Source organism: Acidovorax sp. sic0104, from assembly GCF_019219095.1.
Lineage (GTDB): Bacteria > Pseudomonadota > Gammaproteobacteria > Burkholderiales > Burkholderiaceae_C > Acidovorax.
Map to the genome: position 1 here is coordinate 1 of NZ_JAHUWH010000031.1, position 26,362 is coordinate 26,362.

Annotated in this window: 16 protein-coding genes and 1 pseudogene; 8 read left to right on the plus strand and 9 right to left on the minus strand. The window is 67.4% G+C overall.

Translation table 11 applies throughout. The annotated features are described in order from the left end of the window. The 4 genes and pseudogenes from KW835_RS26105 to KW835_RS26120 form a co-directional block, all read left to right on the plus strand. Positions 1–131, plus strand: a pseudogene (locus KW835_RS26105) (5-dehydro-4-deoxyglucarate dehydratase); the annotation flags it as partial. A 114-nt stretch (positions 132–245) separates the two neighbouring features. Beyond that, positions 246–1,235, plus strand: coding sequence for a tripartite tricarboxylate transporter substrate binding protein (locus KW835_RS26110; protein ID WP_218387668.1), 990 nt, complete (start codon positions 246–248; stop codon positions 1,233–1,235). Between the two features lie 50 nt (positions 1,236–1,285). After that, positions 1,286–2,638 (plus strand): glucarate dehydratase, encoded by a 1,353-nt coding sequence (gene gudD, locus KW835_RS26115; protein WP_218387669.1) that lies wholly within the window; start codon positions 1,286–1,288, stop codon positions 2,636–2,638. Between the two features lie 465 nt (positions 2,639–3,103). After that, the gene (locus KW835_RS26120; protein ID WP_218387670.1) at positions 3,104–9,064 is read left to right on the plus strand and encodes a calcium-binding protein; all 5,961 of its coding nucleotides are present in this window, start codon (positions 3,104–3,106) and stop codon (positions 9,062–9,064) included. Positions 9,065–9,151: 87 nt separating this feature from the next. Here the strand turns inward: KW835_RS26120 and KW835_RS26125 are convergent, their stop codons facing one another. From KW835_RS26125 to KW835_RS26155, 7 genes are all read right to left on the minus strand, one after another. Continuing rightward, a complete protein-coding gene (locus KW835_RS26125) occupies positions 9,152–9,751 on the minus strand; it encodes a class I SAM-dependent methyltransferase (protein WP_218387671.1) in 600 nt (199 codons plus the stop codon). 20 nt (positions 9,752–9,771) lie between these two features. Continuing rightward, positions 9,772–11,025 (minus strand): glycosyltransferase, encoded by a 1,254-nt coding sequence (locus KW835_RS26130; protein ID WP_255593984.1) that lies wholly within the window; start codon positions 11,023–11,025, stop codon positions 9,772–9,774. Positions 11,026–11,069: 44 nt separating this feature from the next. Further along, the gene (locus tag KW835_RS26135; RefSeq protein WP_218387672.1) at positions 11,070–12,230 is read right to left on the minus strand and encodes an ABC transporter permease; all 1,161 of its coding nucleotides are present in this window, start codon (positions 12,228–12,230) and stop codon (positions 11,070–11,072) included. Positions 12,231–12,450: 220 nt separating this feature from the next. After that, a complete protein-coding gene (locus tag KW835_RS26140; RefSeq protein ID WP_218387673.1) occupies positions 12,451–13,635 on the minus strand; it encodes an ABC transporter permease in 1,185 nt (394 codons plus the stop codon). A 57-nt stretch (positions 13,636–13,692) separates the two neighbouring features. Beyond that, a complete protein-coding gene (locus KW835_RS26145) occupies positions 13,693–14,685 on the minus strand; it encodes an HlyD family secretion protein (protein WP_218387674.1) in 993 nt (330 codons plus the stop codon). Between the two features lie 8 nt (positions 14,686–14,693). Further along, the gene (locus KW835_RS26150) at positions 14,694–16,127 is read right to left on the minus strand and encodes a TolC family protein (RefSeq protein ID WP_218387675.1); all 1,434 of its coding nucleotides are present in this window, start codon (positions 16,125–16,127) and stop codon (positions 14,694–14,696) included. A gap of 124 nt (positions 16,128–16,251) precedes the next feature. Further along, positions 16,252–17,073, minus strand: a complete 822-nt coding sequence (locus KW835_RS26155; RefSeq protein WP_218387676.1) for a metal-dependent hydrolase — start codon at positions 17,071–17,073, stop codon at positions 16,252–16,254. 148 nt (positions 17,074–17,221) lie between these two features. Here KW835_RS26155 and KW835_RS26160 point away from each other — a divergent pair, with 148 nt between their 5' ends. After that, positions 17,222–17,842: a TetR/AcrR family transcriptional regulator gene (locus tag KW835_RS26160; protein ID WP_255593985.1), complete on the plus strand. Its 621-nt coding sequence runs from the start codon at positions 17,222–17,224 to the stop codon at positions 17,840–17,842. Positions 17,843–17,962: 120 nt separating this feature from the next. Here the strand turns inward: KW835_RS26160 and KW835_RS26165 are convergent, their stop codons facing one another. Beyond that, entirely contained in the window at positions 17,963–20,347 is a 2,385-nt protein-coding gene (locus KW835_RS26165; RefSeq protein WP_218387678.1) for a DUF1631 family protein, read from the minus strand. Between the two features lie 109 nt (positions 20,348–20,456). Further along, a complete protein-coding gene (locus tag KW835_RS26170) occupies positions 20,457–22,538 on the minus strand; it encodes a sodium-translocating pyrophosphatase (protein WP_218387679.1) in 2,082 nt (693 codons plus the stop codon). A 293-nt stretch (positions 22,539–22,831) separates the two neighbouring features. Here KW835_RS26170 and ppa point away from each other — a divergent pair, with 293 nt between their 5' ends. From ppa to KW835_RS26185, 3 genes are all read left to right on the plus strand, one after another. Then, the gene (gene ppa / locus KW835_RS26175; RefSeq protein WP_218387680.1) at positions 22,832–23,371 is read left to right on the plus strand and encodes an inorganic diphosphatase; all 540 of its coding nucleotides are present in this window, start codon (positions 22,832–22,834) and stop codon (positions 23,369–23,371) included. Between the two features lie 281 nt (positions 23,372–23,652). Next, the gene (locus tag KW835_RS26180; RefSeq protein ID WP_218387681.1) at positions 23,653–24,810 is read left to right on the plus strand and encodes an esterase-like activity of phytase family protein; all 1,158 of its coding nucleotides are present in this window, start codon (positions 23,653–23,655) and stop codon (positions 24,808–24,810) included. Between the two features lie 240 nt (positions 24,811–25,050). After that, positions 25,051–26,362 (plus strand): methyl-accepting chemotaxis protein (locus tag KW835_RS26185; protein WP_218387682.1); only part of this gene is annotated, 1,312 nt, incomplete at its 3' end.

Consider the following 26,362-nt stretch of genomic DNA (forward strand, 5'->3'; position numbering starts at 1 on the left):
TCTCCATCATCAAGGCGGGCGCCAGGATCGTGGGCCACGACGGCGGCCCCGTGCGCGCGCCGCTCACCGACCTCAAGCCCAGCGAGATGGAAGAACTCGCCGCGCTCATCAAGAAGCTCGGCCCGCAGTAACCGCTCCGCACCACGCCCCCATCCTGGCATCCAGGCAAGCATCCGTTCCGACGCAACACCCGACCCAGGCCCCGCAGAGGGCTGTCGACCCATCCACCTTTGGAGACATAGACCATGTTCATCAACAAACTGCTGCTCACCGCGAGCGCTTGCAGCCTCGCTTTTGCCGCATCGGCGCAGACGCCCGCGCCCAGTACCCCCGCAGCCTGGCCTGAAAAGCCCGTGACCATCGTCGTGCCGTTCCCGGCCGGCGGCTCCACTGACATGGTGGCACGGGCCATGGCACAGCACATGGGCGATAAGCTGGGTCAGAACTTCGTGGTGGACAACCGCCCCGGTGCCACGGGCACGCTGGGCGCAGGCATGGTCAAGCGCGCGCCGGCCGACGGCTACACGCTGCTGGTGTCCTCGCTGGGCGCCTTCGTCGTCGCGCCGCACCTGCTCAAGAGCGTGCCGTATGACGCGCTCAAGGATTTCGACTACATCACCGTGCCCGTGCAGGCGCCCAACGTGCTGGTGGCTGCCCCAGGCCAGAAGGCCCGCACCGTGAAGGAAGTGATCGCCCAGCTCAAGGCCAACCCGGGCAAGGTGAGCTTCGCCAGCTCGGGCAACGGCTCGTCTGACCACCTCTCGGCGGAGGTGTTCTGGCAGCAAAGCGGTACCGAAGGCCTGCACATCCCCTACAAGGGCGGCGCACCGGCCATCAACGACCTGCTGGGCGGACAGGTGGAGTTCTCGTTCCAGAACGTGAACGCCGTGCTGCAGCACATCCGCGGCGGCAAGCTCCATGCGATTGCCGTCACCGGCGACAAGCGAAGCCCCGTGCTGCCCGATGTGCCCACCCTGGCGGAAGCCGGCGTGGCAGGTGCCGAGGTGTACTCCTGGCAGGGCATGGCCGCGCCCAAGGGCCTGCCGCCTGCACTCAAGAAGAAGCTATCGGACGCTGCCGTCGCCGCGATGAACGACCCGGCCGTGAAGAAGCGCATGCTCGACCAAGGCCTGGAAATCGTGGCCAGCACGCCGGAAGCCTTCACCGCCTACCAGGCGCGTGAGTTCGCACGCTGGAAGACCGTGATCGAGACCCGAAAAATCACTGCTGATTGAGACTTACCCCGGGGCGCCATCGTGCGCCTCATCTTCGCTTTCGGACCACCATGACCACTCCATCCATCCCCTCTGCCACCAGCACCCCCGTCGTCACCGAGCTGCGCGTGGTGCCCGTGGCAGGCCACGACAGCATGCTCATGAACCTGAGCGGCGCGCATGGCCCGTTCTTCACGCGCAACCTGCTCATCCTGCGCGACAGTGCGGGCAACACGGGGGTGGGCGAGGTGCCTGGTGGAGAGAAGATCCGCCAGACCATCGAGGACGCGCGAGCGCTGATCGTGGGCAGGCCCATCGGCCATCACAACGCCGTGCTCAATGCCATGCGCGCCCAGTTCGCCGACCGCGACGCGGGCGGGCGCGGGCTGCAGACCTTCGATCTGCGCATCACCATCCACGCCGTGACGGCGGTAGAGTCGGCATTTCTTGACCTGCTGGGCCAGCACCTCAACGTCCCTGTGGCCGCGCTGCTGGGCGACGGCGTGCAGCGCGAATCGGTACAGATGCTGGGCTACCTTTTCTATGTGGGCGACCGCGCCAAGACCGACCTGGCCTACCGCACCGAGCCCGGCGCGGACAATGACTGGTTCCGCCTGCGCAATGAAAAAGCCATGACGGCCGAGGGTATCGTGCGCCTGGCCGAGGCTGCGTATGAGCGCTACGGATTTGCCGACTTCAAGCTCAAGGGCGGCGTGCTGCGCGGCGAGGAAGAGGTGGAGGCGATCCGTGCGCTGCACGAGCGCTTTCCGGAAGCGCGCGTGACGCTGGACCCCAACGGCGGCTGGCTGCTCAAGGATGCGGTCCGCATCACGCGCGACCTGCACGGCGTGATGGCCTATGCCGAAGACCCTTGCGGCGCCGAAGGCGTGTTCTCCGGCCGCGAAGTGATGGCCGAGTTCCGCCGCGCTACCGGCCTGCCCACCGCCACCAACATGGTGGCCACCGATTGGCGCGAAATGGCGCACAGCCTGGCGCTGCAGTCGGTGGACATTCCGCTGGCCGACCCGCATTTCTGGACCATGGCCGGCTCGGTGCGTGTGGCACAGATGTGCCAGGCCTTCGGCTTGACCTGGGGCTCGCATTCCAACAACCACTTCGACGTGTCGCTGGCCATGTTCACGCACGTGGGCGCCGCAGCACCGGGCAGGGTGACGGCCATTGACACCCACTGGATCTGGCAGGACGGCGAGCGCCTGACGAAGGAGCCGCTCCAGATCAAGAACGGCTTTATCGACCTTCCCAAGAAGCCTGGTCTGGGGGTGGAGCTGGACATGGACGAGGTGGAGCGCGCCCACCGCCTGTACCTTCAGCACGGCCTGGGTGCGCGCGACGACGCCATCGCCATGCAGTACCTGATCCCGGGATGGAAGTTCAACAACAAGTCGCCCTGCATGGTGCGGTGAACGCACGCCCGCAGGTGCCGCTGCTGCGGTTGCTGGCGAGTTGTAGCCAGTTGCGCAAGGCCTGCCCGCTCTGAGTCGTGTTGTCTCCAGGCCTGCTCAGAAGCCGCCGCCAAATTGCCCTGCCAAGGACGCCCGATGCGCTGCATCGGGCGTTTTGCATTGGAAGCGGCGGGTACGGCCCCCGCGGTCGCCGACGATGACGTTGGGCCCGGCCCACGCGGCCGTCCATGCCGTACTGGTGCAGCGCCTCTTGGACCGTGATCAAGTCGAAACGGGGTAGAGGACGCCTTGAAATCCGCCTCCGCACCACATGCCTCGGGGAAAAGTCCATCCCATGAATGGGGGATGGACCCTTGTGTACGTCTTGACACATCCTCTGTCGACTTCGGGGCCTGGGGCGACCGTGCCCTGGATGTGTTCTCGCAGCAAATCATTTCCAACTTCGCACATATCAAGGCGTACACCATGGCATACATCCCTGGAACATCGGGCAACGACACCCTCGTGGGTGCTGACAATGTCAGCGACGATCTGGAAGGTTTTGGGGGCAACGACAGTCTGGTGGGCGGGGGCGGGCGGGATTTCTTCGATCGGGTCCTTTATTCGGCCAGCGTTGGTGCTGTCAACGTAAATCTGGGCACCGGCCGTGCCACTGGCGCGGACGGAAACGACACGCTGGTGGGCATCGAGATGGTCGTGGGCTCCGCGTTCAATGACACCATCACCGGCAGTGCCGCGGATGTGTTCGAAATGTTCGAAGGCGGGCTTGGCAACGACACCATCGACGGCGGCTCGATCACGAGCAACAGCAACCAGAATCGGGTTTCCTACCAAAGCGCCAGCGCTTCCGTAACGGTGGATCTGCAAGCCGGCACAGCCATTGGCGCCGACGGAAACGACAAGCTGATCAACATCAATCAGATCCGTGGTTCCAGTTTCAACGATGTTCTGCGGGGCTCGAACAACCCCTCCACCTACGTCGAATTCTTTGACGGCCGAGGTGGCAATGACCTCATCGATGGCCGTGGCGGCATAGATTGGGTCCGCTACGACGGGAACACTGGAGTCCACGTGAATCTGGCGCTTGGTCGCACCTTCAACGACGGTACGGGTGGCACCGACACCTTGGTGGGCATAGAGGGCATTCAAGGATCAAGCGGCAATGACACCCTCATCGGAGGAGACCCCCAGGGCGGGGTCACCTTGAACGACGGACTCACCGAGTTGTTCCGCGGCGGTGCAGGCAATGACACCATCGATGGCAAAGAGGGCTTCGACAGGGTTTTCTACGACACATCAACCGCCGGGGTACTGGTGGATCTGGGCATGAACTCTGCCCAGGATGGTCTCGGCGGCACCGATGCGCTGTACAACATCGAAGCGGTCAGCGGATCGAGCTACAACGACACCCTCATCGGAGGTTCTGGAGAGTTTGAGTCCTTCGAAGGTGGCGCGGGCAACGACACCATCATCGGCAACGGTGGTTGGGATCGGCTGGACTACCGCTTTCTCGCGACCTCTGGCGTGAATGTCAGCATGGTGGACGGCACTGCCTCCGACGGCCAAGGCGGCACCGACACCTTCAGCGGCATCGAAGGGGTGCGGGGCGGAGGCTTCAACGACACCATCGTGGGGGACGGCGCCTCCAACAGGCTCGAAGGCCTGGGCGGCAACGACAGCATCGACGGGGGCGACGGCAACGACTCGCTGGAGGGCGGTGCGGGCAACGACACCGTCCATGGTGGGGCCGGCAACGACAACATCTGGGGCGGCGCTGGTGATGACTCTCTGAATGGCGGCAGCGGATGGGACTTCGCGAACTACCACGACGCGACTGCGGCGGTGAATGTGAACCTGACGACCGGCCGTACGTCGGGAACAGGCTCGGGTAGCGACACCCTGGCGGGCTTCGAGGGGGTCAGCGGCAGCGCCTTCAACGACACCATCACGGGCGACGCCAGCAACAACGACCTCAGCGGCGGCCTGGGCAACGACAACATCACCGGCGGGGGAGGGTTGGACCGGGTGGCTTACTGGGGGGCCAGCGGAGCCGTCACGGTCAATCTGTCCACGGGCCGCGCGACCGGTGCCGATGGCAACGACACTCTGGCCGGAATATCGGGTGTCTCGGGCTCCGCCTACAACGACACTCTCATCGGCAGCAGTGCGGACAACGGTTTCGAAGGGGGGGCCGGCAACGACTCCATCGATGGCGGGGCTGGCAACGATTGGGTCTGGTACGGCATCGCAGGCACTGGCGTGAATGTGAATCTGGCAACAGGCGTGGCCGTGGATGGCCAAGGCGGCACGGACACGCTGACCAGCATCGAGAATGTCGCTGGCTCGTCTTTTGCCGATACCCTGCTGGGCAGCGACGCCGCCAACACGCTGACGGGCGACTCGGGTGATGACCTCATCGACGGCGGCGCCGGCAATGACTGGCTGGGCGGCAGTGCGGGCAACGACACCCTGCTGGGCGGTGCGGGCGGCGACATCCTGCAGGGCGGCGCAGGCAACGACAGCATCGACGGTGGCGCCGTCACCGACCGCGCAGGCTACGCCGACGGCAACACCTTGAGCTACGAGGACAACGCCAGTGGCATCGTGATGAACCTCTCGGGCATCACCGGCGACGGCAGCGCGGGCTCCGGCACGGTGACCGACGGATGGGGGGGCACCGATACGGTGGTCAATGTGCCCTTCATCCGGGGCTCGGCCCACAACGACAGCATCCTGGGCAGCAGTGCGGACATCTTCGAGATGTTCGAAGGCGGCGCGGGCAACGACACGATCAACGGGGGCGCCATCACCAACGCCAGCATCAATGGCAATCGTGCGAATTTTCAGAATGCTGGCGCGTCCGTGACGGTGGATTTGCTGGCTGGCACGGCCACCGGCGCGGCCACCGGCAACGACGAACTTTCCAACATCAACCAGATTCGTGGCTCCGGCTTCAACGACACGTTGTTGGGTTCCGATGTTGCTACCTATGCGGAACTGTTCGAAGGCCGTGGAGGTAACGATTTCATCGATGGCCGAGGCGGCTTCGACATCGTGCGCTATGACTTTGCGCCCGTCACCACAGGAGTGAACGTCAACCTTGCAGCCGGCACGGCCAGCGATGGTCAGGGTGGCACCGACACGCTGACCAACATAGAGGGCGTGCGTGGCACTGCGCTGAACGATACGCTGGTGGGCAGTGCGGCAGACAACCGCCTGGAAGGCAAGGGCGGCACGGACAGCGTCAATGGGGCCGAAGGCAGCGATACGCTGGTGCTTGCGGGCGACCGCAGCGACTACACGCTGACCCGAGCTGCCGGCAGCTCGGCCTTGACTCTGGCACGCACGGGCGAATCCGTCACCTTCCAGAACATCGAGCACGTAGCGTTCGCGGACCAGACGGTCACCGAAGCCGATCTGCTGGCCCGGCTTGAAACCGAGCAGAACGACACCCTGGTGGGCGACGGTTCTGACGATCTGCTGAACGGAAAGGGCGGCAACGATCTCATCTCCGGCATGGCCGGCAACGACACACTGCTGGGCGGCGCGGGCAACGACACCCTGGACGGAGGCACCGACAGCGACCGCATGGAAGGCGGTGCGGGCAACGACATCTACATGGTCGATGCGGTGGGCGACAACGTGGTGGAGGCACTCAATGCCGGAACGGATCTGGTGAATGTCTCGCTCGCACCGGGCTCGGGCTACGACCTGAGCCCTAACGTGGAGAACGCCACCGTGGCCACGTCCGCCGGACTGGGCCTCATGGGCAACGCCCTGAACAACGTGCTGACCGGCAACGACGGCAACGACACCTTCAGCGGCGGGCTGGGGGCCGACACGGTCATCGGCGGCGCAGGCAATGATCGCCTGGACGGTGGCGCCGGCGTCGATCGCCTGGTCGGCGGTGCGGGCGACGACGAGTACTACGTGGACTCTCCCACCGACGTGATCGTCGAGGACGCCGGTGCGGGTTCGGACTACGTGTCCGTCAACTTCACCACCACCGGGACCTACGTGCTGGCTGCCAATGTCGAAGGTGCCGAGGTGGAGAGCAGCCCGTCGGTAGCGGTCAACCTCACCGGCAACGCCGCCAACAACCGGCTTGAGGGCCACACGGGCAAAAATGTCCTCAACGGCGGCCTGGGCGATGACACGCTGCAAGGAGGCGGTGGCGCGGACACCGTGGATGGCGGTGCGGGCACGGACACGCTGGAGCTGCAAGGCAATCGCAACGAGTACACGGTCTCGCGCACCACCACCGACCTGGTGCTCACACGTGGCAGCGAAATCGTCACCTTCCGCAATGTCGAGAGCATCGTCTTCGCCGACGCGACGGTGAGCGAGCAGGATCTTCGGGATGTTGCGGCAGGCGATACCGCCGACAACATCACCGGCACGGCCAGCGCAGACAACTTCGACGGACGGGGCGGCAACGACACCCTGAGCGGCCTGGAGGGCAACGACACCCTGGCGGGCGGCGCGGGGGATGACAAACTCTACGGCGGCGACGACAACGACACGCTGGCCGGCGGTGCGGGCAATGACACGCTGGACGGAGGCCTGGGCAACGACGCGCTGGACGGCGGTGCGGGCAACGATACCTATGTCATCGACGCGCTGGGCGACCAGGTGGTGGAGGCGTTGAACGCAGGCACCGATACGGTGAACATCGCTTTCGCAGGCCCTTATACGCTGGCCGACAACGTGGAAAACGCCACTGTGACCCTGTCCGGCGACTTCAGCCTGACGGGCAACGCGCTCAACAATGTGCTGACAGGCAACGACGGCAAGGACACGCTCAGCGGTGGCAATGGCAACGACACCCTGACGGGCAATGCCGGCGACGATGAGCTGGATGGAGGCGCCGGCGCAGACCGACTGGCCGGAGGCACGGGCAATGACACCTACACCGTGGACGTGGCAACGGATGTGGTTGTCGAAGGCGCAGATGCCAGTTCGGACATGGTGAAGGTAGCGTTCACCGCCGCTGGAACCTATACGCTGGCTGCCAACGTCGAGAACGGGCTGATCGTCTCGACCCCGGCCTTGAAGGTGAATCTCACCGGAAATGCCGGTAACAACACCCTGACAGGCAACACCGGAGACAACGTCATCACCGGTGGAAGCGGCGACGACACGCTGGTGGGAGCGGGTGGCAACGATACGCTGGATGGAGGCGTGGGCGCAGCGGACGTGGCGGTGTTCAGCGGTGTTCTGGCCGACTACACGGTGGCCCGCCTGTCGGCCACGGATGTTCGTTTCACGCACATCGGCAGCGGCACCATCACCATCGTGCGCGGCGTCGAATGGTTCAGCTTCCAGGGCGGCGGAGCGGACAAGTCGCTCTCCGAGGTGGTGTCGAACACAGCCTCGGCAGCCGCCGATACGGTGAACGGCTCAGCGGGAGACGACATCATCGACGGACTGGCGGGCAACGACGTGCTCAATGGCCTGGGCGGCAATGACACCCTCATCGGCGGGCTGGGCGATGACAAGCTGGACGGTGGCTCGGACAGCGACCGGCTGGAAGGCGGTGCGGGCAATGACACCTACACGGTCGATGCGTTGGGCGACCAGGTCATCGAGGCGCTCAATGCGGGGACCGACCTGGTGAACGTCGCCCTCCTGGGGGGCTCGTACGACCTGAGCCCCAATGTCGAGAACGCCACCGTCACCACGTCCGGGGGGCTGGGCCTCATGGGCAACGGGCTCAACAACGTGCTGACCGGCAACGATGGCGGCGACACGCTCAGTGGCGGCCTCGGTGCCGACACGCTGTCCGGGGGCGCTGGCAACGACCTGCTCGATGGCGGCGCGGGCGCTGACCGCATGACGGGCGGGACCGGCGACGACACGTATGTGATCGATGTCGCGACCGACATCGTGGTCGAAGGCGCCGATCCGGGCATCGACCTGGTGCAGGTGGCCTTTGCTTCCGCGGCTACCTACGTACTGGCCGCCAACGTGGAAAACGCCATCGTCCTGAGCAGCGCCGCCGTGAACCTGACCGGCAATGCCGGTAACAACGAGCTCACCGGCGGCACGGGCAACAACGTGCTCAACGGCATGGCGGGCAACGATACGCTGGCTGGCGGCCTGGGCAGCGACACGCTGACGGGCGGGCTGGGGGCCGACACCTTCGTGTTCGACAGCGCCATCAACGCGGGCAACGCAGACCGCATCACGGACTTCAGCACCGCGCAGGGCGACAAGATCCAGCTGTCGGCGAGCGTGTTCTCCGCATTGGGGGTGGCGGGTGGATCGGTCACGCTCGATGGCGTGACGCTGGCCTACAGCACTGTCACGGGGGCGCTGACCTACGACGCGGATGGCGCCGGGGGCGGTGCGGCCATCACCATCGTCACGCTGGGCACGACCACGCACCCGGCGCTCACGAGCGGTGACTTCCTTGCGCTGGTCTGACACCGCGGTGCAGCCTTGAACCACAAAGGCCACCCCAGGGTGGCCTTTGTGGCTTGTGGTGGGCTCAGCCTGGGGCTGCGGAGCCCGTCAGGGAAAGTGCGCGGCAGCCAGCTCCTTCAGCGCAGCCTCGGGCACGGGCTGCCTGGCGGCCACGACCCACAGTGCGTACATGGGCGGCGGCTGGCGCAGTCCCGCGCAGCCGCCGAAGCCGGATGTGTTGAAGGCGTGCATGAGGCTGCTCAACGTGAACCCGGTGCGGTGCGCCATGAACAGGTTGCCCTGGGCCAGCGCAGGCCGGTGGCCGTACAGGATGTCCAGCGCGGAGATCGGGCCGGCGGGCGATTGGTAGGCCGGCTGCGTGAGCTTGTCCTGGGCCACCAGTTCCGCGACCGCCTGCAGGTCAGGGCAGGTCACGACGGCAAAGCCCCCAGGCTTGAGGACGCGCCTAAACTCCGCCAGCGCCAACGGCACCTCATGCGGGTACAGGTGCTCGATGTTGTGGGAGGAGTAGATGGCGTCCACCGACGCATCCGCCACCGCGCGCATGTCGGTCATGGTGCCCACGATGTCGGGCACGACGGCTGGGTCGATGTCCAGCCGCAGCTCGGTCCATTCGGGCGTGTTGAACGCGCGCGTGGTGCGCACCTTGGTGTTCTGGCCGCAGCCGACGTGCAGGAAGACAGGCATGTTGAACGGGGGTAAAAAAGTCAGAGAGGCGCGCCCAGGACACTGGAGAGCAGATTGATCTGTGCGGGCAGGCAATTGGTGGCCAGGTCCAGGTTGTTCACCACATGCGCGCGCGCCGCTGCGCGCAGCGGGGTCAGTTCGTTGCGCTGCTCGATGGCCCGCACGATGGTGTCGGCCAGAGCCTCGTGGTCGAAAAAATCCACCAGCAGCCCCGTTTCGCCGTGGCGCACATGCTCGCGCACCGGGGCCGTGTCCGAGGCGACGATCATGCAGCCGGTGCTCATGGCTTCCATCAGCGACCAGCTGAGCACGAAGGGGTAGGTCAGGTACGCATGCACCGTGGAGACCTGCATCAGCTGCGTCAGGTTGGCATGGGGCAGCTTGCCCACGAAGTGCACGCGCTGCGGGTCGATGCGGCCTGCCACTTCCGCGTGGAAGATGTTGCGCCAGGTGGTGCCCGCCGGCGCCGCCGCGCCGTAGCTGGCACCGCTGCCGCCCACGATGATGACGTGCGCCTTGGGGCGCCGCGCCAGCAACTCCGGCAGGGCGCGCATGAAGATGTGGTAGCCGCGATAGGGCTCCAGTTCACGCACTGCGAAGGTGACCACCTCGTCCTGGGCCGTCAGACGCAGGCCCGCGTTGCGCAGTGAGACGAAGGTCTGCGCAGCGGGCGCGAAGCGCTGCGTGTCGATACCGTCATGAATGACGTCGATGCGCTGGCGCAGCGGCAGGGGGTGCCGGTCCCGTTGGAACTCGGTGGGGGACACGCCCTTGTCTGCATGGGTCAGCGCATGCATGAGGTGCAGGTTCTTGGTGTGCAGGCGGCGGTTGTCGCCTTCGGCAGGCCGGCTGAACTCCGGGTCGAAACTCGAGTCGCCGCCGTCGGCGCCATAGAAATATTCGGCATAGACGATCAGCCTGGCGTCCGGAAACACGTCCTTGACGTAGAAGGCTTCGCCCCAGCCTGGGTGGGCATAGATCAGGTCAGGGGTGAAGCCTTCGCGCTGCATGGCCTGCAGCGCACGGGCCACGGACGCCCCGCGCTCCATCTTGCTGCGAAGCTCGTGCAACGACGCCGTGTCGGCATCGCGGCCCGGCGCCGCGGCGGTGAACTGGGGCTTGTGCAGGACCACCTTGACACCTGGCAACGCAACCGATGGCTGGTTGATGCCCAGTGCCACGACTTCGTGGCCCCGGGCCGCGAGCGCAGGTGCCAGATGCTTGAATTGCCCCGGGAAATTCTGGTGGATGAACAGGATGCGCATGCCCGCCATTGTGCAGGCTCACGTGGGCGTACGAGCGTCAGCGTGCTGCGTTTTCAGGCCGCTCCGGTGCCGCATGCGGGCCGTGTCTTGCAGAGCAACGCGGCCGTGCACGCCGCGCACAGCGCCACCAGGGCGCACAGGTAGGGCAGGGCCGCCAACAGCGGCGCGCCCAGCTGGTTGAGCCGCAGCGACGCCTGCACGCCCGAGGTGCTGGGCAGCAGCCAGCGCAGCCACTGCATCGGCTGCGGCAAGGCCTCCACGGGCCAGGAGAAGCCAGCGACGAAGGCGATGGGTAGGGTGGTGAACAGCAACACCTGCAGCGCCCGCTCGCGGTTGCCGAACCACAGCCCCAGCAGCGAACCCAGCGCCGCCACGGCCGGAACGTAGCACGCCAGCAGGGCCAGCGCGCCCACCGGGTTGCCGCCGCGCGGGTAGTCGTGCAGCACGAAGATCCAGCCGAAGTAGAACAGGCCGCTGGCCCAGCCCAGCGTGCACAGGGCCAGCAAGCGCCCCAGCCAGGTGGTGGCGTTGGCGCGGTGCTGCCCGGCCTCCACCCAGGTGCCGGCCAGCAGCGCGGCGCCCATGAACAGGGTCTGCTGCAGGATGAGCAGCGCCACGGCGGGCACCACGAAGCTGCCGTAGCCCTCGGTGGGGTTGAACAGCGCCACCATCTGCAGCTGCACGGGGGCGCGGCTAGCGTGGGCCTGCTGCGCGCTCTGGCCGCCGGCCTGCAGCTTGCGGATCTCGACCCCGGCGGAGACTGTGCCCACGGCCTCGGCGAAGCCGTACTGCACGGCCTTGTTGAGCAGCGCATACGCGCCGTTGGCTTCGATGCTGACCACGGCGTTCTCGCCGCGCACGACGCTGCGCTTGAGCCCCGCGGGAACCACTGCGTAGCCCTCGATCTCGCCACGCCACAGGGCCTCCTGCGCCTCGCGCTCGCTGCCAGTGACGATGCGCACCTCGATGCGCGGATCGGCATCGGCAAAGCGCGTGATCTGGCGCGACAGGCTGCTGCGGTCCATGTCCACCACGGCCACGGGCACGCGGGTGAGCACCTCGTCGGCGTAGAACCAGGGGTAGAAGAAGCCGTAGAGCACCGGCGCACCGATCAGCAGCAGCAGCACGCCCTTGTCGCGTGCCACGGTGGCCAGGGCCAGCAGCCAGGCATGCAGCAGGTTGCGGGGGGATTCGGGGGGGATGGGGGGTGTCATGTCAGCCTGGGTTCAGTAGCTGGGCGGGGCGGGCTGGGGTGGTTTGGGGTGCACTGGTGCTTGCGAGGGCCCCCTCTCCCCAACCCTCCCCCGCGAGGGGGGAGGGGCTCCGAGGGCGTTGCAGCCGTCTGCGAGGCGCGCAGGCATTGCTCCCTCTCCCCTCGCGGGGGAGGGTTGGGGAGAGGGGGCAGCTGCCGCATGCCAGTCGCTCCATTCCATTTCAGCGGCCTCCCCAGCTGTCAGGCTGCCGTACCGCACGATGCAGGCCCGCCGCGCCCACCAGCCACAGCACCCCGGAGGCCGCCATCAGCGCCACCACGGTGGACACGCTGGTGGCCAGCGGTGCGCCCATCTGCAACTGCTCGATCTGCAGACGGATGTAGTGCGTGAAGGGCATGGCCTCGGACCAGGCGCGGGCGCTGGCGGGCATGCCGGCCAGCGGAAAAGCCACGCCGCTGAACGCAAAGGCCGGGGCGGCAAAGAACCCCGCGCCCGACAGCGCTGTGCGCAGCGACCGCGTGAGGGCGGCCAGCGCCGCACCCGCCGTGAGCGACACTGCCATCAGCAGTGCCAGTGCCGCTGCCACCCACCACAGGTTGCCCGGCGGATGCCAGCCCCGGCCCCAGGTGATGCCCACCAGTGCCAGCAGGCCGGTGAGCGTGAGCGTGGCCCAGGGCAGCGCCAGCTTGCCCAGCAAGGCGCCTGCGGTGTGGAAGAAGCGGCCCGCGCCCAGCGGGGCTTGCAGCCACTGGCCCACGCTGCGGTCGCGCAGCTCGCGGCCCACGGCCCAGGCGCCGGCGGTCATGGCCAGGATGTGCAGCAGCGCAGGGATGAGCGCCGCGCCCAGGAACTGCTCGTAGTTGCTCGACACGTTGAACAGCGCCACCATCTGCGCATGGATGGGCTCCATGCTCACGCGCACGGCCTGGGCGGGTTCGCCGCGCTTGTTGCGCGCGGCCATCTCGATGCCTGCCGACAGCGTGCCCACCGCCGCGCGCACATCGCGCTGCAGCAGGCCCGAGTGGGTGCCCATCTGCGCGTTGTGCAACAGGGTGACCTCTGCGGCGCGGCCTTGCTTCACGGTGCGCGCGAAGTCGCGCGGGATGGCCACCACGGCGTAGACGTCCACGGCGCGCAGCGCGCGCTCGGCCTCGGCCGCGTTGGTGTAGTGCTGCGTGACCTGCACGCCGGGCGTGGCGTCCAGCATGCGCACCAGCTGGCGCGACAGGCCGGAGTGGTCGTCATCGACCACGCCCACCGCCAGGTGGCGCGGCAGCCCTGCCGAAAAGATCCACCACAGCAGCGCCACCGCCAGAAGCGGCACCCAGGTGACCATGGCGAGGTCCCAGCGGTCGGCGGCCAGGCGGCGGGCTTCGCGGCGAAAGCTGTTTGCTATTGAATTCATAGCTATTGGCGCTTGATGGCAAAGCGCTGGAAGCACTTTTTATTCAAATCCGCGGGCTCACTGCACCAGCACGGTCATGCCGGGGCGGGCGCCTTCGATGGGCTGGGCTGGCCGCGCCCGCACCTCGAACGTGCGTACATCGAACCCCTGGCCCGCGCGCGTTGCGCGCCAGGTGGCGAAGTCGGGCAGCACGCCGGTGTGGTAGACCTTGAAGGTCACCGCCTTGCCGCCGAGTGCCGGCAGCGTGGCGTCGAATTCCTTGCCGATGGCAAAGCGCTGCAGCCGGTCTTCGCGCACGTTGAGCACCACCCACTGGTCCTTGAGGTCCACCACCGTGACCACGGCCACGCCCTGGGGCGAGAGCTCGCCGGTGCGTGTCAGCACCTTGGCCACTTCGCCGGCGACGGGGCTCTTGAGTTCAGTCTCGGCCTGGGCGGCTTCGACTTCGGCCACCACGCCGGCCACCTGGCGTGCCTGGGCGCTCGCGGCCGAGCGGTCTTCGGGGCGTGCCCCGGCGCGGGCCAGGTCGTACTGCGCCTTGGCGGCCAGCGCCTGGTCGCGCGACGCCTTGAAGTTGGCTTCGGCCTCGTCGCGCTTTTGCGCGGCCACCAGGCCCTCGCGGGCCAGGCCGTCCACGCGCTTGAAGGACGTCTCGGCCAGGTCGGCGGCGGCCACGGCACGCTGCCAGTTCAGGCGGGCCATCTCCACCTCCTGAGGGCGCGCGCCGTGCTCGGCCTTGGCGGCCACGGCCTGCGCGGCCTCCTGCGCGGCGGTGGCCTGCGCCAGCTTGGCCTTGACCTCGGGGCTGTCCATGCGGATCAGGGGCGCGCCCACGGCGATCTGGTCGCCTTCCTTCACCAGGATCTGCGCGATGCGCGCAGTGACCTTGGGGGCGATGTCGGCTTCCTGCGCCTCGATCTGGCCCTGGAAGACCTCGGGCGCGGGTTGCGAGGCCTTCCACAGGCCGAAGCCCACGAAACCGGCCACGGCCACGACAGCCACCGTGCCGATCACGGCGGCCTTCCTGCTGTTGTTGGTGTTCTTGTTCATGTTGGTCACTACTCCACTTTCAGGGCGTCGGCACGCGCCATGTATTTGCCAAAGTCATCCGACAGGCCGCAGCTCTCCAGCAGGTCGGCCAGCGCCTTCACGTAGTCATGGGCCGCCTGGGCGCGCTCGGTCCGGGTCTTGGCCTGGTTCACCTGTGCGTCGATCAGGTCCAGCGTCGTGCTGGTGCCGGCTGCAAGGCCCGAGGTGCGCAGGCGCAGCACCTCGTCGGCCAGCTCCAGGCTGGGGGCCATGGCCAGGAACTGCCGGCGGGCCTGCTCCACGCCCAGCCAGCGTTTTTCCACCAGCAGGGCGATGTCGTTCTGCGCCTGCGCGCCTGTGCGCTCGGCCTGCGCGATCTGGCGGTTGGAGGACTCGGCCAACGCATCGCGGTCGATCGAGTCCCACAGCGTCCAGCGCACGCCCACACCAGCCACCCAGTCGGCCTCCTTGCCGGTCTTGAGCTGGCGCTGGCCGAACGCGAACACCTGGGGCTTGCGCAATGCCTCCTGCGCTGCGTGCAACTGCGTGGCCTGCTCCTTCTTGGCGGCGACCTTGGACAGGCCCGGGTGGCGAGCGAGCGCGGTGTCGATGAACTGCGGCAGGGGTTCGAGCGGCTGGCCCAGCACGAACAGCGGGCTGGTGGGCGTGACGCGCTCGCTGGCCTTGAGGGTGCGGGTGAGCGCGGTGGCGGCCAGCTCGGCATCGTCGCGTGCCTTGCGGGCGTTGCGGCGTGCCTCCTCCAGCGCCGATCGGGCCTGCAGGCGCTCGACGCGGGCGATCACGCCGGCGTCCAGCATCTTCTGGGCGGCTGCGTCGTGCTGCTCGATGGTGGCCAGCGCCGCCTCGCGCAGCACGGCGGCGCGCTCCGCCAGCTGGGCACCGAAGTAGCGCTGCACCAGCAGCGTGGTGGCTTCATGGCCCGTCCTGGCGGCGTCGGCCTCGGCCTCATGGGTCATGGCGTCCAGCAGGCCACGCGCGGCGTGGCTGGCTCCACCCATGTAGATGGGCCACACGGCAGAGACCGAAGAGGTGGTGTCGCTCTTGTGGCGGTTGAGTGTGTAGGACGACGGCAGGTGCGGCAGCTGGGCCAGGGGGGCGGCGAGCTGCGGCGGCAGTTGCGACAGCACGCCGGGCAGCACGCGGTTGAGCGGGTTCAGGTCCACGTCCAGGTTGGCGTTGTAGGCATAGGCCGCGCCCGTGAGGTTGACCACCGGGCCGCCCAGGCGCTGCATCGCATCGCGGCGCAGTTGGGCGCTTTCGACGGCGCTTTTGGAGGCGGCCAGCTGGTCGGAGCGGCGACCCAGTTGCTCAAGCGCCGCATCGAACGCCATGGGCTCGGCCTGCGCGGGCAGGGTGGTGATCGCCAGCTGGGTGGCAGCAATCAGGCACAGCAAAGCTTCGCCTGCCCGGCGGATGCGCCGGTGCGGTCGGTGGAGTGTCATGGTTCAGCTCGTAGGTGTCAGCGCCGGCCCGGGGTGGAGGCGGCCGGCTGCGCGGTGCAAGGCAGGTGGGTGGAGTTGTAGCAGCACGGGGCGTGCGGGTCAAAGGGGTGGTGCGCAGGGCGCATCACCGTGCGCCCATGGGCGTGAAGGTGTCGCTGTGCTCGGCCAGCCAGCGCGCGGAGAGATCGCTGCCGTGCTGGCTGGGGTGGAAGTTGCGCCGCAGGTAGGCGCGCCAGGGCTTCCAGGTCTCGCGCACCAGGCCGCCCCGGCCCAGCAGCATGCGCGCCGCGCTGGCCCAGGTGCTCCATTTCCACAACGTGCCGTCCCGGCGCAGGTTGGCCACGGTCTGGCGCAGCACGTCCGCCAGGAACACGGTGGTGATGCGGCGAAACCAGGTAATGCGCCAGTCGTGGTTGCCGCCCAGCGCCTGGTACAGATCGAACGCGGTGTTGCGGTGCTCCGACTCTTCGGCGCAATGCCACTGCCACATCGTGGCCAGGCGCGGCTCGGCGCCCGCCAGGATCTCGGGATGGGCCAGCAGCCATTCGGCCAGCAAGGCGGTGAAGTGCTCGTTGGCGGCCGTGACGGCCAGGGGGTGGCGCGGGTCGGCTTCGGCAAAGAGCTTCATGCGCTCCTGCGCGCGGGGTGCCCATTCGTTGGCAAGGCCCTGCTTCTCGAGGTGGCCATTGAACAGTGCGTGGATGCGGCGGTGCGTGGCCTCCTGGCCGATGAAGCCGCGCACCTCGTCGGCAAACCGGGCCTGCAGGTCCGGCGGCAGTGCCTTGTGGCCGTCGCGCACCGAATCGATGAAAAACTGCTCGCCCACCGGAAAGCTCATCGACAGCGCATTGAAGAACGCCGAGCGGAACGCGTCGCCTCCGCACCAGTGGCGCGCAAACGGCGTTTCAAGATCGATCAGCAGGCGGCGTACAACAAGCTCGGTCATGGACAATACTCCCTGGATATCCCGGCGGATGAGTTGGTACTGGATGGTACCAATGATGCAAATCATGCCTGCCGGGTGTGGTACTGTCAAGTACCAGCCAGTGCAACCCTTGTGTCCAGCTTTCAGGAATTCAGCCCGCACAGCACGCATGACGACTCTTGACGCCACCGCCTCCGCCCCGGTTGCCACCCCCGCACCGGAACCCCGCGCCCGCCTTCTCGAAGGCATGGCCCGCGCTGTGGCGTCCAAGGGCTATGCGGACACCACCATCGCCGACATCGTGCGCGAAGCCAGCGTGTCACGCCGCACCTTCTATGAAAACTTCGCCGACAAGGCCGAGTGCCTGATCGCGCTGTACGAGCTTGCCAGCGGCAACGCGATCGGCGTGCTGCGTGCCGCCATCGACCCGCACAGCGACTGGCAGGCGCAGGTGGAGCAGGCCATGGGCGCTTACTTCGGCGTGCTCATGCGCAACCCGGTGCTTCTGCGCACGCTGTTCATCGAGATCCTGGGCCTGGGGGCACCAGGCCTGGCCGCGCGGCGGCGCGCCAACCAGCAACTGGCCGACCTGATGCTGGACGTGGTCAACAACCGCCCTGGCGAGCGCCTGCGCAAGACGCCGCTGCAGCCCGCCATGGCGATGGCGGTGGTGGGGGGCATCAACGAGATGGTGCTGCAGGCCATCGAGCAGGATCGCGCTTCAGAGCTGCAGGAGCTGGTGGCGCCAGCGGCTGCGCTGCTGCGTGCAGCGGTCTTTGCGGAGTTCTGACCCCTTGCCTGCGGTGGGAGAGGGCGGCGGCTTGCGGGATTTCGGGCCCGGGTCTTTACCGAGGCTGTCAGCCGCCGTGAAAGGGCCCGCCACCGTGGGTGCTGCCGATCGGTCGGCTGCTCACAGGCGGCTTTCCACGCTGTTGCGCATGGCCGCTTGCGCTACGGCGTCCAGCGCACCGTCCACCACGTTCTGCTGAGTGAGCACCTGCATAGCGCCTTGCTGTATGAGCCGGTCCACCAGCCGCAAAGTCATGGACTGCGTGCGGCCCGAGGCGCTGGTGAACAGGAAGAAGGTGCCGTTGGAGCCGATCCAGGACAGCTGCGTGCGCTCCCAGTGGCCGGCGACCAGCAAGTTCACCCAGTTGCCTATGGCGAGCGCGGGCACGACGCTCTCGCCACCCGCAGGGGCCGCGAGGGTGGCTGGCAGCGGACTCTCGGACTCGGGCGTCTGCGAGGAATCCATGTAGCCTGACTCCTTGGCCTCGGAGGGCGCCACCCAAGGCTCTTCGTCCTCGTCGAGGGCCGGGGTGCCGGGGGCTGGCGCCCGAGGCACCTCGGCGGGCGGGGCCGTGCGGGCGGCAGCGGGCTTGGCGGGCTGCTTGAAAGCCTGCTGGTGCAGCTGCATCAGCAACTCGAAGACGGCCTCCGTGCGGTCCGCCGGGTAATCGATGGACGCCAGGCCCTCGCGCAGCTTGGGCAGCAGCTTGGGCAGCAGCCGGGCAAGGCGGCCCGTGTTCAAGCTGGTCAGCTCGGGCTGCGCACTCCAGATGAGCGCTTCCACCAGCTCCTGGTAGCGGCCGGGGTCGGTACTGCCGGTCGTGTCGGCCAGGCGCGCCTGGGCGACGACCTTGGCCCACGGGCCGAGAAGAAACCGCAGGATGGGGTCCGGAACCTTGTCGATGTCCGGCAGCAGCCAGATGTCGCGCGAGATCTTGGCGGCCAGCAGGTGGCGCTGCTCGGCATGCTGCAGCGCCTCGATGGCGCGCTGGCGCTCCTCCTTGCGCTCCTTTTCGCTGTCGGCCCATTTGGCGTGCAACTGCTGCAGCACCTGCTCGAAATCGTCGGGCCCCTCGATCGTGGCGGTGGCCAGCGGGCCCGCGATGTTCATGAGCGAGCGCATGAAGCTCTGAAAACCCGTGTCCTCCGTACTGTCGAAGGCCAGGCTGCGCTCGGTCAGGTCCTGCAGCAGCCTGCGTGCAGGGTGTTCCTTGTGGCTGAAGAAGCGGGGGTCGGCCAGCGCCAGTTGCATGAGCGCCGGCTCCATCGCCCGCACGAACTGCTGCACGGGCCACAGCAGCCGCGTGTCGCGCGCGATGTTGTCCACCATCAGCGCCACCACTTCCATGCTGAGGGCCTGGCCCAGTCCGCCCGCGTGCTGGCGCGGCGTGGCGGCCGGGGGGTGGTCGCCGCTGGCCGTTGGGGGGCGTGGCGTGCCCAGGCGCTCCATCATCTGCCCGACCTGGTTCATCTCCTGCAGCGCCTCGAAGGCGGCGGGCACCGTCATGGCGAAATCCGTGGCGGGCGGGTCCACGCGGGGCAGATCGTCCAGCCCGTCGAACTCCCGCGCGAAGCGCTCGGCGAAGTCTTCGGGCGCCCCGGTCACGCCGGTCATGCCGGTTGCGTCGGTTGCGTCGGGAAAGGCAGGCGCGGGGCCCGGCGCCGCAGACTCATTGAGCTCGCCCAGCAGCAGGCGGCGCAAGCGGTCGAGCGTGAGCAGCGAATCGGCAGACCCGGCGGCCGCAGTGGCGAATTCGTTGTCAGCCGCAAAGCCTGGCGACGCACCGCTGGCTGCGGGCGCCACGTAAAGCACCTGGCCGTCGGTCTGGCGCATGGCGTAGCCCACCGGCTGCACGCCGCTGTGCCGCAGCTGCTCGACCTGCGCCAGGTACAGGGTGCGCAGTTCGCGGCCCAGCGCCTGCGCCATCGGGCCGATCCAGTCGTGCCGCACCTGGTCCGTGACCTGCATCTGCGACACCACGGTTTGCAGCGCCTGCAGGAAGACGTCCGGGCGCAGCGGGTTCTGGTCGGGCTGCACCCGTTCCAGCCCCTGGGCCGCGCACACCAGGGCGTCCAGGTCGGCGAGCGGGCCTTCCACCGCAGACACCAGGATCTGCCGCGCCCGGGCACGTTCCACGCTTTCGCTGATCTGCGACTCGTCCATCAGCTCAAGCTCGTCGAAGTGAACGGTGAACAGCGAGCGCGTGGTCTTCTCTGCGGTGCGCGTGGCGGACTGCTCGAGGGCCTTGCGCAGCGCCTCGGGGTAGCGTTCGCCCATCACGGAAGCCAGCCGGGTGATCTGCTGCCGCGCCTCGTGCATGGCCTGGTGCTCCCCCGCCGTGCGCACCGCGTCCTGGCGCGCCTGCAGCGTCATGCGCGCCGCTTCGGCAATACGCTCCATCAGGTGCCTGGCATCCGCCACCACGGCATGAATGAGCTGCTGGTAGGCCCCATGGCTGCCGGCGGCAGGTGCAGGGTGCGATGTCGTGGTGTTTTTCAGGGCCATCTTCTGGGATGAAGGGATACCGGTAGCCGCGATGGTACGCGGCAAAAAGGGGGCTTTGCCCCCTTTCTCGCTTTTTCATTGGCAGGCCGGCCTGCCCGGCTTGCTGTGCTTACCCCCCGTGAAACTTCACCACCAGCGGCACGATCAGCAGCGCCACGATGTTGATGATCTTGATCAGCGGGTTGATCGCGGGGCCGGCCGTGTCCTTGTAGGGGTCGCCCACGGTGTCGCCGGTCACGGCCGCCTTGTGGGCCTCGCTGCCCTTGCCACCGTGGTGGCCGTCTTCGATGTACTTCTTGGCGTTGTCCCACGCGCCGCCGCCGGTGCACATGCTGATGGCCACGAAGAGGCCTGTGACGATGGTGCCCATCAGCAGACCGCCCAGGGCCTTGGGCCCCAGGGCCAGGCCGACCACGATGGGCACGATCACGGGCAGCAGGCTGGGGACCACCATTTCCTTGATGGCGGCGCTGGTGAGCATGTCCACGGCCTTGCCGTATTCGGGCTTGCCGGTGCCGTCCATGATGCCGGGGATGGTGCTGAACTGGCGGCGCACTTCAACCACCACGGCTCCGGCGGCGCGGCCCACGGCCTCCATCGCCATGGCGCCGAACAGGTAGGGGATGAGGCCGCCGATGAACAGGCCTACGATGACCATCGGGTCCGACAGGTCGAAGCTCACGGCCCGGCCGTAGGTTTCGAGCTTGTGGGTGTAGTCGGCAAACAGCACCAGTGCGGCCAGGCCCGCCGAGCCGATGGCGTAGCCCTTCGTCACGGCCTTGGTGGTGTTGCCCACGGCGTCCAGCGGGTCGGTGATGTCGCGCACGCTGCTGGGCAGCTCGGCCATCTCGGCGATGCCGCCGGCGTTGTCGGTGATGGGCCCGTAGGCGTCGAGCGCCACGACGATACCCGCCATGGACAGCATGGACATCGCAGCCACCGCGATGCCGTACAGGCCCGCCAGCGTGTAGGCCGCGATGATGGCGATGCACACGAAGATCACCGGCCAGGCCGTGGAGCGCATCGACACTCCCAGGCCCGCGATGATGTTGGTGCCGTGCCCGGTGGTGGAGGCCTGCGCGATGTGCTGCACGGGCGAGTACTGGGTGCCGGTGTAGAACTCGGTGATCCACACCAGCGCGGCCGTGAGCACCAGGCCCGTGGCGCAGGCGCCGAACAGCCTCATCTGGCTGCCGCTGGCGGTGATGGCGTTGTCCGGCATGATCCAGACGGTGACGAAGTAGAACGCGATGAGCGACAGCACGCCCGCGATGGCCAGGCCCTTGTACAGCGCGGGCATCACGTTCTTCATGCCGGGCGAGGCCTTCACGAAGAAGCAGCCGATGATGGACGCCACGATGGACACGGCGCCCAGCGCCAGCGGGTACACCACCGCATTGACCGGGGCGGTGGCGACCAGCAGCGCACCCAGCACCATGGTGGCGATCAGCGTCACCGCGTAGGTCTCGAACAGGTCGGCCGCCATGCCGGCGCAGTCGCCCACGTTGTCGCCCACGTTGTCGGCGATCACGGCGGGGTTGCGCGGGTCGTCTTCAGGGATGCCAGCCTCCACCTTGCCCACCAGGTCGGCGCCTACGTCGGCACCCTTGGTGAAGATGCCGCCGCCCAGCCGAGCGAAGATGGAGATCAGCGACGAGCCGAACGCAAAACCGATCAGCGGGTTGAGCAGCGTGGCCAGGTTGGCCGTGGGCGTGAGGTTGCCGTTGCCCGCCAGGAACCAGTAGAACGCCGTGACGCCCAGCAGCCCCAGGCCCACCACCAGCATGCCGGTGATGGCGCCACCGCGAAAGGCCACGTCCAGCGCGGGGCCGATGCCCTGCGTGGCGGCCTGGGCCGTGCGCACGTTGGCCCGCACCGAGACGTTCATGCCGATGAAACCGCAGGCGCCCGAGAGCACTGCGCCCACCACGAAGCCGATGGCCGTGGTGCCGTCCAGGAAGATGCCGATGAGAACGGCCAGCACCGCGCCGACGATGGCGATGGTTTTGTACTGGCGTGAGAGGTAGGCAGCGGCACCGGCCTGGATGGCGGCGGCGATTTCCTGCATGCGGGCATTGCCCGGGTCCTTGGCGAGGATCCATCCCCGCGCCCAGATGCCGTAGGCTACCGCAATCAATCCGCAAACCAGAGCCAGTATCAGGGGGGCAGTCAGCGCTGTAGTTCCAGCCATTGGTCGCTCCTTTCAATCTTTTCAGTTGCACGGAAGGAAACATCACAACGCAGGTCGGTGGTGCTTCCGCTGCGTTGCTTCCTCGTGCTCCAGGACTGCCGCGGGGGCAAGGAGTCGATTGGCCAACAGACCCAATTTACAGGCAAACGCGGGTTTGCAAGCGGGCAGAAAGGGGCGTGCCCGTAAAATCAGGGTTAATCCCGACGCTGCGCGACCTGCCTGCCCCACGAATGCAGGCTGGCCGCAAGACCGCACGCATCGCGGGTTACGCTTACCAACCACTATTCAAAGACATGTCCCTCAACAACGTCACTCCTGGCAAGAACATCCCCGAAGCCTTCAACGTGGTCATCGAGATCCCGATGAACGCGGACCCGATCAAGTACGAAGTGGACAAGGAGTCCGGCGCGATCTTCGTGGACCGCTTCATGACCACGGCCATGCACTACCCGACCAATTACGGCTACGTGCCCCAGACCCTGTCGGGCGACGGCGACCCGGTCGATGTGCTGGTGATCACGCCTTACCCGCTGCATTCGGGCGTGGTGGTGCCTTGCCGCCCCCTGGGCATCCTGATGATGGAAGACGAAGCCGGCGTGGACGGCAAGGTTATCGCCGTGCCCACGTCCAAGATCCTGCCCATGTACGACCACTGGAAGACCATCGACGACGTGAACGCCATGCGCCGCAACGCCATTGCCCACTTCTTCGAGCACTACAAGGACCTCGAAAAGGGCAAGTGGGTCAAGGTGCTGGGCTGGGAGGGCATCGACTCGGCCAAGAAGGAAGTGACCGACGGCATCGAAGCCTACAAGAAGGCCAACAACGCATGATGTCCGGGCCCGGCGCGGTGTGCCGGGTTTGACGGGTCTTGTGGGCCGCTGGCGCTTGACAGGCAAGCGCCAGGAGCTATCAAAATCGGAGCATTCAGGCAAAGCGCACAGGCCATTGGCCGGTGCGCTTTTTTCATGGCCGGCGCGTTGCCCCTAGCCATGCCGGTCCGCCCGCCCGGTCCGCTCGCCTGTCACGGCGCCGCAACACGGCCACCCTAGTCTCTGGCGCTTTCCTGGTTCTTTCCTTCAACCAACGGGCCCGGCAGGGCGGAGCGACAGAGATGGCACTGGTGCATTCATGGCGGCGCATGGCCGTGGGCGTGGCGATGGCCGTGGCGGCTGCATTGGCAGGCTGCGGCGGTGGCAATGACGATGGCGGCGGTCGGGCCCAGCCCATCGCCGCGCTGCGGCTGCTGGGCAGCACTTCGCTGCCCACCGGCACGATGTTCGAGGGTGTCGAGTTTGGCGGCATCTCGGGCCTGGACCGCGCCGCGGACGGCAGCTACTGGGCCGTCTCGGACGACCGGGGCGGCGAGCGTGGCACGCCGCGCTTTTACAACCTGGGCATCGACTACGACGCCGGCGGCAACGTCAAGGTCCGCATCAACCGCCAGATGCACATGCTGCGCGAGGACGGCACCCCGTTCCCCGCCACGGCCCGCACGGTGGACCCCGAAGCCATCCGCACCGCGCCAGACGGCAGCCTGTACTGGGCTTCGGAGGGCAACTGGAGCGCCACGGCGGCCAGCCGGTTCCAGCCCTTCGTGCGGCAGATGACGCGCGAAGGCCGCTTCGTGCGTGAGCTCTCGCTGCCCGGCATGTACCAGTACGTGGACAACACCACCGACGGCGCCCGCAGCAACAAGGTGTTCGAAGCGCTGGCCGTGGCGCCCGACGGCACGGTGTATGCCGCCAACGAGGACGCGCTGATCCAGGACGGCCCCATCACCACGCTGCAAGGCGGCAGCGTGGTGCGCGTGACGGCGCTCGACCCCGCCTCCGGCAAGCCCAAGGGGCAGTACGCCTACCCGTTGCCCAGGATTCCGGTGGACGCCGCCCCGGGCGCGCCCTTCGGCCCCGACAACGGTTTGTCGGACATGCTGGCCGTGGGCAATGGCCAGTTCATTGCAGTGGAGCGCGCGTTCGCCTCGGGCGTGGGCAACACCATCCGCCTGGTATGGACGGAGATCACGGGTGCCACCACCGACGTGATCGGCACCCCGCGCCTGGCCGGTGCCAGCTACACCCCCATGGCGCGGCGCGTGCTGCTGGAGATGCCATTGACCTACCAGGGGGTCAAGCTCGACAACATCGAAGCCATCACCTGGGGCCACACGCTGCCCAACGGCCACCGCACGCTGGTGCTGGCCGCCGACAACAATTTCACGCCGGACACGCAGGCCAACCAGTTCATCGTGCTGGAGGTGGTCCCGCAATAGCTTGCTGGCGGCCTAGCAACCATTGAGCGGCGCAGAGGCCTGCGGCGCTTTCTGGATCAGCGCGGGATGCTCCCGAAAAGAGAGCGTCCGCAGCCTGGCGCAGCCATGGGCAGCCTGGCCTCCGGTTGCGCAAACCGTGAAACACCTGAGAGAAGATGCTGCCTCTGGCTGATAGACTGGGACAGCATTTTGTTACAAATGGCGGGCATGCTGCAGCGCCGCCGTCTGAAGGGTGATTTCATGAAAATTTCCGATCTGCGCATCGGCGCCAAACTGGGCGTGGGCTTCGTGTCGCTCGTGCTGCTCACGGCCATGCTGGGGGTCATCGCGCTGGTGCAGATGTCGCGCATCCATGCGCAGGCCGAAGAGATCGCTACCAACCTGCTGCCCAGCGTGACGCAGACCGGCGAGTTGCGGGTGCAGCTCAACCGCATGCGGCGTGCCGAGGCGGGCGTTGTCACATCGCGCAGCGTGGCCGAAGTGAAGGCGTTTTCCGAGCAGGTGGCTGCCCGCCACAAGGATCTGGACCGCATCGAGGCGACGTATGAAACGCTGATCGACATGCCCCAGGAGCGCGAGGTCTACGGCGTCTACAAGAAGCGCAAGGCCGCCTATGTGGAGCTGCAGGCCAAGCTGATGGATATCGCCAAGAACGTGGACTTCAGCACCACCGAGACGCTGGAGCTCACCAGCGACGCGCTGGGCATGTTGTACGCGGGCGAGTCCGAGGCGGCGTTTGTCGCCACCGCGGAGACGCTGGGGGAGCTGCAGAAGATCAACACCGACGCCGCGCAGCAGGCGCAGGCGGACGCTCAGCAGGTGTTCTCGCTTGCACGTGTCTGGGTGCTGGGCACGCTCGCGGTGTGCGTGGTGCTGGCTGCCGTGCTGGGCGTGGGCATCACCCGTTCCGTGACGCGGCCTGCGCACCACGCCGTGCAGGCTGCGCGGGCCATCGCTGGTGGTGACCTGACCTCCGATGTGCCGCCTGGCGGCAAGGATGAGATGGGCCAGTTGCTGACCGCCCTGGGCGAGATGCGCCACAGCCTGGTGCGCGTGGTCTCCGGCGTGCGCGGCAACGCCGAAGGCGTGGCGTCGGCCAGCTCGCAGATAGCGTCGGGCAACAACGACCTGTCGGCGCGCACGGAGCAGCAGGCGTCGGCGCTGGAGGAGACGGCGGCGTCGATGGAAGAGCTGGGCTCCACGGTGCGCCAGAACGCGGACAACGCGCGCCAGGCGAACCAGCTGGCCGTGAGCGCAAGCACGGTGGCGGTGCAGGGCGGGGACGTGGTGGCCGAAGTGGTGGAGACCATGAAGGGCATCAACGACAGCAGCAAGAAGATCGCGGACATCATCAGCGTGATCGACGGGATAGCGTTCCAGACGAACATCCTGGCGCTCAATGCGGCGGTGGAGGCGGCGCGTGCGGGCGAGCAGGGCCGGGGCTTTGCGGTGGTGGCCGGCGAGGTGCGCAGCCTGGCCGGGCGCAGCGCAGAGGCGGCCAAGGAGATCAAGGCGCTGATCAACGCGAGCGTGGAGCGGGTGGAGCAGGGCA